Annotated in this window: 9 protein-coding genes; 8 read left to right on the forward strand and 1 reads right to left on the reverse strand. The window is 63.2% G+C overall.

What is annotated here, in order from left to right; genetic code table 11:
• A partial coding sequence (locus VL598_RS16915) for a KUP/HAK/KT family potassium transporter (protein ID WP_325327880.1) occupies positions 1–276 on the reverse strand: 276 nt, incomplete at its 3' end.
• A gap of 216 nt (positions 277–492) precedes the next feature.
• Here VL598_RS16915 and VL598_RS16920 point away from each other — a divergent pair.
• From VL598_RS16920 to VL598_RS16955, 8 genes are all read left to right on the forward strand, one after another.
• On the forward strand, positions 493–927 hold the full coding sequence (locus VL598_RS16920; protein WP_414718743.1) for a universal stress protein: 435 nt from the start codon (positions 493–495) through the stop codon (positions 925–927).
• A gap of 377 nt (positions 928–1,304) precedes the next feature.
• A complete protein-coding gene (locus VL598_RS16925; protein WP_325327881.1) occupies positions 1,305–1,763 on the forward strand; it encodes a chemotaxis protein CheW in 459 nt (152 codons plus the stop codon).
• Positions 1,760–3,277, forward strand: a complete 1,518-nt coding sequence (locus VL598_RS16930) for a protein-glutamate O-methyltransferase CheR (RefSeq protein ID WP_325327882.1) — start codon at positions 1,760–1,762, stop codon at positions 3,275–3,277. Before VL598_RS16925 ends, VL598_RS16930 begins: the two co-directional genes overlap by 4 nt.
• Positions 3,274–3,789 (forward strand): chemotaxis protein CheW, encoded by a 516-nt coding sequence (locus tag VL598_RS16935; RefSeq protein WP_325327883.1) that lies wholly within the window; start codon positions 3,274–3,276, stop codon positions 3,787–3,789. Before VL598_RS16930 ends, VL598_RS16935 begins: the two co-directional genes overlap by 4 nt.
• Before the next feature lie 21 nt (positions 3,790–3,810).
• Entirely contained in the window at positions 3,811–5,274 is a 1,464-nt protein-coding gene (locus VL598_RS16940; RefSeq protein ID WP_325327884.1) for a CHASE3 domain-containing protein, read from the forward strand.
• Between the two features lie 4 nt (positions 5,275–5,278).
• A complete protein-coding gene (locus VL598_RS16945; protein WP_325327885.1) occupies positions 5,279–7,327 on the forward strand; it encodes a hybrid sensor histidine kinase/response regulator in 2,049 nt (682 codons plus the stop codon).
• Complete coding sequence (gene cheB / locus VL598_RS16950) at positions 7,324–8,373, forward strand: chemotaxis-specific protein-glutamate methyltransferase CheB (RefSeq protein WP_325327886.1); 1,050 nt, start codon at positions 7,324–7,326, stop codon at positions 8,371–8,373. The genes VL598_RS16945 and cheB overlap by 4 nt, the downstream gene beginning before the upstream one ends.
• A partial coding sequence (locus tag VL598_RS16955; RefSeq protein ID WP_325327887.1) for a response regulator occupies positions 8,370–9,881 on the forward strand: 1,512 nt, incomplete at its 3' end. The genes cheB and VL598_RS16955, both read left to right, overlap by 4 nt.

A 9,881-nucleotide genomic window follows, 5' to 3' on the forward strand; every position in this document is an offset into this window, starting at 1 on the left:
CCCGCCTTCGCCGCGGTTATCGGCCTGCATCAGCACCAGCACGTACTTGCCGCTGACCACCAGGATCAGCGACCACAGGAACAATGAGACGATGCCAATCACGTTGGCTTGCGTCGACGCCACCCCAAGTGTGCCGCCGAACGACGCCTGTAAAGCATAGAGGGGGCTGGTGCCAAGATCGCCAAATACAATGCCGAGCGCGGCGAGCGCCAGCGCTATCGTTCCACCGGTGGGACTTGATGATTGCGAAGCCCGCAAAGCACGCATGTTGTTCATGGATTATTCGTGTGGGTAAAGATGCCTGCTAGAGTCTAGGCCGACATTGAATTATGTGGGCTTGTCTTCAGCCGATGGCCAAGGGCGCATGGCGCCCCGCAATGTTGCCCCTCGCATCGCTCGCATCCCGCGTTAACGGAATTTTGACATGTCCAGCGTATCGGTTTTTCGGCGCGTTTACATGTCTGCTGCTAAGGTGAATACATCTCCTTGACGGTGAAATCCGACTACTCAATGTTACGGTTGCTGATCCCCATAGTTGATCACGACGGCGCCATGCAGGCTGCCCGCCACGCCGCCTTTCTGTATCGGGAACATTGCGCGTTCGAGGTAACGCTGCTTGAAGTGCTCGCCCCCGTCGACGAAGGGCGTGCTGCGGCATTTCACTCCCCCAGCACCCTGCGCCGCAACGAGAAGCGTGCGATGCTCGACGCATTGGTACGAACAGGCAAAGTTCTTGAGGACGCAGGCGTTCCGTATAAATGGAAGCGTGTCTTCGGTCACGGTGCACAAGTGATTGCCTCTTATGCCGCAAAGACACAATCCGACGTCGTCGTGATTGACGCCAGCCATTTCGGCTTCTTTCGCAGATTGGGCTTGCTTGCCCGGTTATGCCTCGTGACGACCAAGCCTGTCACTTTGGTTCACTAGATTGCGTGCTCGTGACTGACTAGAGCCGAGCCCGCGTTTCCTGCCCCAGCCCCCACCGCAGACGCAAATCGGCTTGCCTGCGCTCATCTTTTCGCCCCCGGCTCGACGATGACTTGGCCGGCATGCAGCGCGTAGGTCACCGTCCGGCGCCGTTCTCTCGCGGCCCGTGTTCCCTCCCTTTTCAAGAAGGCGCCCCGAAAAGACGCGCACCGCACTGGGGTTAGCTGCGATAGAGCGAGAAGCCTACAATGCTTACGCTAATACCTCACAGGTGCGTGCGCCGTCGCCAAATGGCGTACGAACCCTGAGATGATGATCAAGCCAACCTACGGTCGGCCTCATCGGTAGTTGCAATTTGACAAGCGTCGACGTGCCTTATGGACGACAGCAACCTAGCCCTTTTACTCGTCTGCCGAGTAGAGACGCGGCTGTGCGCGTTGCCGCTTGAGCATGTGGTCGAGACGCTGCGCGCGCTGCCGATCGAGCCAGTGGCGGACGCACCGCCCTTCGTCCTGGGACTCGCCGTGATTCGCGGTGAGCCGTTGCCAGTCGTCGACGTGGGTCGCTTGCTGGGCGCAGACAGCGCACAGGCGGAACGCTTCGTGATCGTCAATGCCGGCGGCCGTCGCGTGGCATTGGCTGTAGACCATGTTGCGGGGGTGCGCGCTGTCGCACCGGAATCGCTAGTTGCACTGCCCCCTTTAATGCATACAGCCGCATCGGATGTGATCGCGGCCATCGGTCTACTCGATGCCGAGCTGCTGCTGGTACTGCAGAGCACGCGCTTCGTGCCCGATGAAGTGGTGCGACCGGCTTGCGAGGGCGCACAGCCATGAGCACACCAGTCAATTCCAGCCTCCTGGATCGTTTCAGAGCCATCATTGAGCGTCGGCTCGGACTCCAATTCGATGACACGAGACAGGGTTGGCTCGAGGATCTATTGCGCCGACGCATTGAGTCCGCACATCAGGCCGGCGAGCTTTATCTGGCACAACTTGAATATGGCGCTGCACCGGACCAGTTGACTGCGCTCGCGCAAGAATTGACTGTCCCGGAGACTTATTTTTTCCGCAGCAGCGACCAGTTGCGCGCGCTGCAGGAGCAGGTGCTGCCCGAACGCCTGCGCGCTCAAGCAGCTCGCCGATGCGTGCGCATTCTATCGGCAGGCTGCGCCTCGGGGGAGGAGCCCTATTCGATTGCGATGGCGCTCTATGGGTTGCTGCCCGATGCGTCGTGGCAGCTGTCGATTCACGCCGTGGACGTGAACCCGGCGATGCTTGAAAAGGCGCGGCGCGGGCACTACACCGCCTGGAGCCTGCGCGAAACGCCTGCTGCAATGCGAGACCGTTGGTTCCGTCCAATCGGGTCAAAGGTCGCGCTCGACGATACCATCCGCGCCGCAGTGACATTCGAGGAGCGCAACTTGAACGCGGACGACGCCAACTTCTGGAGGTCAGGCAGCTTCGACGTGGTGTTCTGCCGCAATGTGCTCATGTACTTCGCGCCGCAAGCCGCGCAAGCCGCAGTCGCCCGCATTGCCCGTTCGCTCACGCCGGGCGGCGTGCTTTTCCTCGGACATGCGGAGACGCTGCGCAATCTGTCGCAAGACTTCCATCTGCGGCACACGCATGGGACGTTCTACTATGAGCGCAAGGTTGCGCAGCAACCCGACATCGGAGCACAAGCACAAGCGCACGCGCCGGCCACCGCGGCTGACCCATCGGCGCTCACCGCGAGAGCCCTCGATCGCGGCGAGAGCTGGGTAGAAGCGATCGGCGAGGCCACCGCGCGCGTCCGCGCACTGACGACGCAGCCGCGCAGTGGCCCTCGCCCGGATGCAGCGCAGAACTCGCATCTTGGACGCGCCCTAGACCTCTTCCGGCAGGAACGCTTTGCGGACGCACTCGGGCTGGTTCAGGCCTTGCCGAGCGAATCGACTCGCGATCCGGACATGCTTTTGCTGCACGCGGTGCTTCTTGTGCATCGCGGCCAACTGAAGGAGGCCAAAGAGACTTGCCATCGCTTGCTGAGCATCGATGGATTGAATGCCGGGGCGCACTACGTACTCGCGCTCTGTCGCGAAGGTTGCGGTGACTACACCGGCTCGGCCGACTGTGACCAGGTGGCGGTTTACCTGGACCCCGCCTTCGCGATGCCGCGTTTGCACCTTGGCCTGCTTGCCCGACGCGCAGGGGATCGTGATGCGATGCGCCGCGAACTCCAACAAGCCATGGTGCTGCTGCAGCGCGAGGACGCGTCGCGGCTGCTGCTGTTCGGCGGCGGTTTCGATCGTAGTGCCTTGCTCGGGTTGTGTCGCACCGAGCTGCGGGCCATCGGGGGCGTCTCGTGAGCGGCGAATATCGCACGGCCACGCAACTGCGCCAGGCCTTCGATCGTTCGTTTGCTGAGCCCGCGCATATTGACGCCAAGCCGCACGAGGACTTTCTTCAGACAAGGCTCGGCGGTGATCTGCATCTCATTCGCTTGGCCGATATCGCGAGCCTGCTCCCGCTTGCTGCCTTGACTCAGTTTCCAACCCCGTTATCCGAGCTGCTGGGCATGACGGCGTCACACGGTGTGATCGTTCCCGTGTACGACTTGCAAGCGCTGCTCGGCTACCCCGCGTCGGACGTGCCGCGCTGGCTGGTGATCGCCGCCACCCGGCCGGTCGCGCTTGCATTCAACGCGTTCGAGGGTCACCTGCGACTTGCGTGCCATGCCGGCGCGCAGCGGAGCAGCACAGCGCCAACGCGGCAGCATGTGCTCGAGGTAATTGACGCAGAAGGGTTGGCCCGGCCAGTGGTATCCATCGCCTCAATCCTGAAGACGATCGAGACCATGGTGCAACGGGGCACTGCTTAGACGAAATAAGAAGGGTGGGCTATGTGGACGTTCGGAAAGAAAATCGCCGCCGGCTTCGCCGTTTTATTTTTGCTTTTTGTCGGCATCGGCTCCGTCGCGTATCGAAGTATCGACATGCTCACGCAAACCAGCTACCGGGTGGCGCACACCCAAACGGTACTCCGAGATGTAGACGAATTGATCAGCGGCCTGAGGCAAGCTGAGACTGGCCAGCGCGGCTTCATCATCACCGGCGAAGACCCCTATCTCGACCCCTATCGGAGGGCAATAATCGCAGTGCCCAAGTCTTTCCAGGAATTGCGCGAGCTGACTGCCGACAATCCGCATCAGCAAAGGCGCCTCGCCGCCGCAGAGCCGCTTGTGCAAGAGCGGCTCGACCATCTGAAGGAAGGGATCGACGTGCGCCGGGAGGCGGGCCTTGAGCCGGCCGCCAAGCTTATCCAGCGGGGCGAAGGCAAGCGGTTGATGGACGAACTCAACCGGCTGACCAACGAGATCAAAACCGAGGAAAACGCCATCCTGAAGCAGCGCGCTGAGGAGGTCGAGGCCGCATCGAGCGGCGCACGCCGCACTATCGTCGGGGGCACCCTGCTATCCCTGCTCTTCGTGACGGCCGTTGGCTTTGGCCTGACGCGATCGCTCGCCAACAAGGTCACGGCGGCTGTGCAGCACGTTCAGCGCTCCGCGACTGACTTGCAAACGGCCGCCAACGAACAAGCAACCGCGGCACGCGAGTCTTCCACATCGATGACCGAAATCACCGCCACCGTCACCGAGCTGCTGGCGAGCGCGCGGCAAATCGCCGGCAGTGCGCAACGGGTGACGACGGTCGCAGAAGAATCGGCCACTGCGGCCAAATCCGGCGACGGCACCGTGCTGCAGGCCAACGAATCGATCACCGGCATTCGTCAGCAGGTGGATCTGGTCGTGACCCACATGCTCGAGCTTGGCAAGAAATCGCAGCAAATCGGCTCCGTGCTCGACATCGTGTCCGAGCTCGCTGAGCAGACCAACATCCTCGCCATCAACGCGACGATCGAGGCCGTAGGCGCGGGGGATGCAGGCAGGCGCTTTTCGGCTGTAGCCGACGAAATCCGCAAGCTGGCCGACCGTGTCGCCAGTTCGACGAAGGAGACTCGTACCCTGATCGACGATGTACGCGGGGCCGTCAACACCACCGTGATGGCGACCGAGACGGCATGGAAAGCTGTCGACACGGGCTCCCGCCAGTTTGCCGAGGTGGCCACGACGTTCAAGCAGATTGCCGCTTTGGTGGTAACCACCACGGAGTCTGCCCGTGAAATCAGCTTGGCGACGCAGCAACAGACGACGGCCGTAGAGCAGGTCAATCTGGCCATCGCCAATACGGCACAGGCGGCCAGAGAGACCGAGGCCAGTTCGCAACAGACCTTCCAGACGGCATCGCGGTTGGCGGGCCTGTCGAAGGAGCTGCTGCGTCTGGTGCAGCATCAGCCCGCAGGCTAAGAACATGTCCAAAGATCCCTATCGCTATTTCCGAGTCGAAGCACGCGAGCTGGTCGAGCAGCTGAACAGGGGCGTTCTCGGCCTGGAGAAGCGCGCGGAGGATCAGGAGGCGGTACCGCGGCTGCTGCGCCTCGCGCACACACTCAAAGGCGCGGCGCGAATCGTCAGGCAAGGCGAGATCGCCGACCATGCGCACGCAATCGAAGACATTCTCGCGCCGTTGCGCGAGGGGGCGGATGCCGTGCCGCGTGAGCCTATCGACGCCATGCTGCAGTTGCTCGACGACATTGGCACGCACGTCGCGGCACTCACGCCTGTGGCGGATGTAGAGGCACCGAAGTCCGGCAAACCGACCATCGAAGAGGCACTGCGCACGGGGCGCGTCGACATTACCGAAATGGACGCATTGCTGATCCGCATTTCGCAGACGCACACGCAGATCGCCGCACTGCGGCGCAGCCAGAATGCTGCGGAGCGCGCGCGTGACCTCGCCGAGTTGCTGGTGCAGCAAATGTCGCCGCGCCACGCTCGCGTGGAACGGCTCGCTGGGAGCCCCTCGAAATCGATGGCCGAAGAGTTGCGTACCGCCCTGCGCGACCTTGACCGGGGACTAGCCATCGGCGTGGACCGGATGGAACGCGAAATCGGGCAAGTGCGCGACGCGGCCGAGCGGCTGCGGCTCATCACCGCCTCGGCGATCTTCACGGCGCTCGAACGAACCGCGCGCGATGCGGCACGGACGTTGGGCAAGAGAGTCAATTTTGAGGGGCGAGGCGGCGATGTACGGCTGGACGCCGAGGTCCTGAGCCTCGCGCAGAGTGCGCTGCTTCAAATGGTGCGCAATGCCGTGGCGCATGGCATCGAATCTGAGGGCGAGCGCATCGCACTGGGCAAATCGGTTGCAGGCCGTGTCGTCGTAGAGATTGCGCGACAAGGCCGGCATATCGTGTTTAGTTGCACCGACGACGGCGCCGGCGTCGATCTCGATGCCGTGCGGCACGCCGTGCAGCGCAGGGGCGGGCTCCCGGCAGCCACGCAAGGACTCAGTGGGGAGGCGCTACTCCAATTGCTGCTGCGGGGCGGGCTCAGCACTGCCACCGCCGTCACGGAAGTCGCGGGCCGGGGGATCGGCTTGGACGTGGTACGAGATGCCGTCGAGCGTTTGGGAGGTGACGTGGCGGTGCAGACAGCGACAAGACAGGGCACGACGGTGCGACTGATCGTGCCACTGCCGATCGCTTCGATCGAAACGTTGGTCGTGAAGGCCGCGGGCGGGGTCGCAGCCATACCGCTTGATTCCGTCACGCGCACGCTGCGGCTACGCGCGCACGAAATCGCAAGGACGGCGCAGGGCGAGGCCGTGGTCCACGATGAGAAAGTCATTCCGTTCATGCCGCTGTCGCGCATATTGCAGCCGGCAGCACCCTCGCGCAGAGACCACAGGCTCGGCTCCGCCGTCATTGTCCGGGGCGAGAACTCCCTTGCAGCGATTGGTGTCGATCGTCTGCTCGGCACCGCCAGCGTGGTGCTGCGCCCTCTGCCTGAGTTAGCCCTTGCCACGCATGCGGTTGCGGGCGTCTCGCTCGACGTGGAAGGCAACGCGCAAATCGTGCTCGACCCCGAAGGTCTTGTGAGAGAAGCGCAGAACGCCGGCCTCCCGATCAAGCAGCCCGAGCGCTCGCGTGCTGCAGTGCTCGTGATCGACGATTCGCTCACCACGCGCACGTTGGAACAAAGCATTCTCGAATCGGCCGGCTACATTGTGCAGACCGTGGCGTCCGCCGAAGAAGCGCTCGATCAGGCGCGGCGCCATCGCTATGGGCTTTTCCTCGTCGACGTGGAAATGCCTGGCATGGATGGATTTACGTTCATCGAGCGAGTGCGCGCCGATCCCGAGCTGCACGATGTGCCGGCCATCCTCATCACGTCGCGCTCGTCACCCGAAGACCGGCAGCGAGGCGAAGAGGTGGGCGCGCAGGCTTACATCGTCAAAAGCGAATTCGTGCAGACGCAGTTCCTGGAACGCGTTCAGCAACTGGTGCAATCGCCATGACGAAGCTGCGCGTGCTCGTTGTCGAAGATTCCATTACCGTACGCAAGCGGCTATGCGAGGTGCTGGCGCAAGATCCCGAACTCGAAGTGGTGGGCGAAGCGGGCAACGGCAAGCTGGCCATCGATTTGTGCCGGACATTGCGGCCCGACGTCCTTACCATGGACATGATGCTGCCACGGATGACCGGGCTCGCCGCTACGGAACACATCATGGCGTACTTTCCAACGCCGATTCTCATCATATCGTCGTCGTTCAATCGGGGCGAACTGCTCAGAACCTACGATGCGCTGGCAGCCGGCGCTGTCGATGTGCTCGAGAAGCCAAACGGCGACCAGCCTGAAGGCGACTGGGAGCGGCGTCTGATTTCCAGCGTCAAGATGGTCTCGCGCATCAGGGTGGTCACCCACCTGCGTGCCCGCGTCAATGCGCGCCACCACGCCTTGCGTGCGTCGGGCTGGCCGCGCTGCAAGCTGATTGCGATTGGCGCGTCGACCGGCGGCCCCAGCGCCATGGTCGACGTGCTGCGCGCCTTGCCGTCTCCGGTGTGCGTGCCGGTGCTCATGGTCCTGCATATCAACGAACGCTTTGGCACGGCGTTCGCTGAGTGGCTCGAGCAACAGACACCACACCGCGTGGCTTATGCGCAAGGCGGTGAGAGCCTCGCCGCGGCGTGCGGCCGAGTGTTGATGGCCCCGCCGGCTCGGCACCTGATGGTAAGTGACGGTTGCTTGCGCCTGATGCAAGCCCCCGAGCGTCACGCCTGCCGTCCCTCGATCGACTATCTCTTCGAATCATTGGCCAGCGAGTGCGGTGCCGCGACGGCGGCGTGTCTGCTGACGGGCATGGGGCGCGACGGCGCCGCAGGCCTCCTGCAGATTCGTCGTGCCGGGGGACTGACCATCGCGCAGGACGAGGCGACATCGTTGATTTATGGCATGCCTCGCGAGGCGGTGTTGATCGGGGCAGCGCAACGCGTGTTACCGCTCGGCGAGATCGGGCCTACGCTGGCCGCAGCGACGACGCCCGGTCCGGGAGGAGAGACATGATCGACACGGTATTGATCGTCGACAGCAGCCTCACCGTCCGCATGGACCTCCAGGAAGCGTTTCAGGACAGTGGCTTTCGTACCCTCCTCTGCCCCACTGCCGAGTCGGCACGCGAAACACTGGCTGGCACCGCAGCGGACGTTGTCGTGCTCGACACAGTGCTGCCCGATGGCGACGGCGTGGATCTGCTGAGCGCTGTGCGCGCATCGGTCAGCCAAGATGCGATCGTATTGATGTTTTCCACGGCGCCAGAAGTGTCAACACGCTTAAACGGGCTGTGCATGGGTGCTGATGAGTACGTCCAGAAGCCATACGACCGCAGCGCCCTCGTCGCCAAGTCGCGCGAGTTGCTGCAAGCGAGGCGGGCCGGGGCCAAGGTGGGGAGCCCCCCCATCCTTGTTGTCGACGACAGCGTTGCTTACCGCCAGGCCTTGAGCGACGCACTTGAGCAAGCCGGGTATCGCGTGCGCACAGCGAACAGCGCCGAGGAGGGGCTGCGCGTCGCGGCCGCCGAGCGACCTGTTGCCATCATGGTCGCAAGCGTCCTCCATGGACTCGACGGCGCCACCATGATCCGACGCTTGCGGTTCGATTCGGCGCTGCACCACGTGCCTTGCCTGCTGCTCACGACCGGCTTCGACGATCGTGATGCCGAGTTGTCCGCCCTGGAGGCGAGCGCCGATGCTTTCGTGCGTAAGGAAGATGCGATGGAGCTAGTCGTGGCGCGACTCGCTGCGGTGCTGCGCAATGCGCAGACGAGCACTAGCGACGAGCCTGGCAGCACACACGGCCCCAAACGCATTCTCGTTGTGGATGACAGCGCGACGTATCTCGCCGAAGTGACAGCCATGTTGCGCGACGAAAGCTATGAGGTGGTTCCCGCCCGCTCCGGTGAAGAAGCGCTGGAGCTGCTCGCCGAGCGCTCCATCGACTGCATCGTCCTCGATCTGATGATGCCTGGGCTCAGCGGTCGACAGACGTGCCAGCGTATCAAGGCCGCGCCCGTAATGCGCGACATCCCGCTCATCATGCTGACAGCGCTCGAGGATCGTGCAACGATGTTCGACGCGATGGCAGCGGGAGCCGACGACTACGTCCAGAAATCCAGCGACCTGGAAGTGCTGCAGACGCGTGTGCGTGCGCAACTGCGACGCAAGCAGTTCGAAGACGATAACCGCGGCATCCGCGCGAAACTGCACAACATGGAGCTCGAAGCCGCCGAAGCTCGAGCCGCACGGGCGCTGGCCGACAGCCGCGCGGAGCTATTGGCGATACTGGATCAAAAAAATCGCGCCCTGAAAGCGGCCAACGCCGAATTGCGACGCGAGAGCGAGCGGCGCTGCCGGGAGTTGCTGACGCAGCTGGCGCACTCCAATCGCGTCGCCTCCTTTGGCCAGATCGCGGCCTCGATCGCGCATGAGGTCAACCAGCCGATCAGTGCGATGATCACGAACGCCCAAGCTGCGCTGCGGTGGCTGGACATCGAGCCGCCTCAAGCGGAAGAGGTT

The sequence above is a fragment of the Trinickia sp. genome, assembly GCF_035492435.1.
In the GTDB taxonomy this organism is placed as follows: Bacteria; Pseudomonadota; Gammaproteobacteria; order Burkholderiales; family Burkholderiaceae; genus Trinickia.

Excerpts from the sequence above, each read along its gene's own strand:
- VL598_RS16925 (WP_325327881.1), top strand. The coding sequence starts at position 1,305 with ATGGACGACAGCAACCTAGCCCTTTTACTCGTCTGCCGAGTAGAGACG.
- VL598_RS16930 (WP_325327882.1), top strand. The coding sequence starts at position 1,760 with ATGAGCACACCAGTCAATTCCAGCCTCCTGGATCGTTTCAGAGCCATC.
- VL598_RS16940 (WP_325327884.1), top strand. The coding sequence starts at position 3,811 with ATGTGGACGTTCGGAAAGAAAATCGCCGCCGGCTTCGCCGTTTTATTT.
- VL598_RS16945 (WP_325327885.1), top strand. The coding sequence starts at position 5,279 with ATGTCCAAAGATCCCTATCGCTATTTCCGAGTCGAAGCACGCGAGCTG.
- cheB (WP_325327886.1), top strand. The coding sequence starts at position 7,324 with ATGACGAAGCTGCGCGTGCTCGTTGTCGAAGATTCCATTACCGTACGC.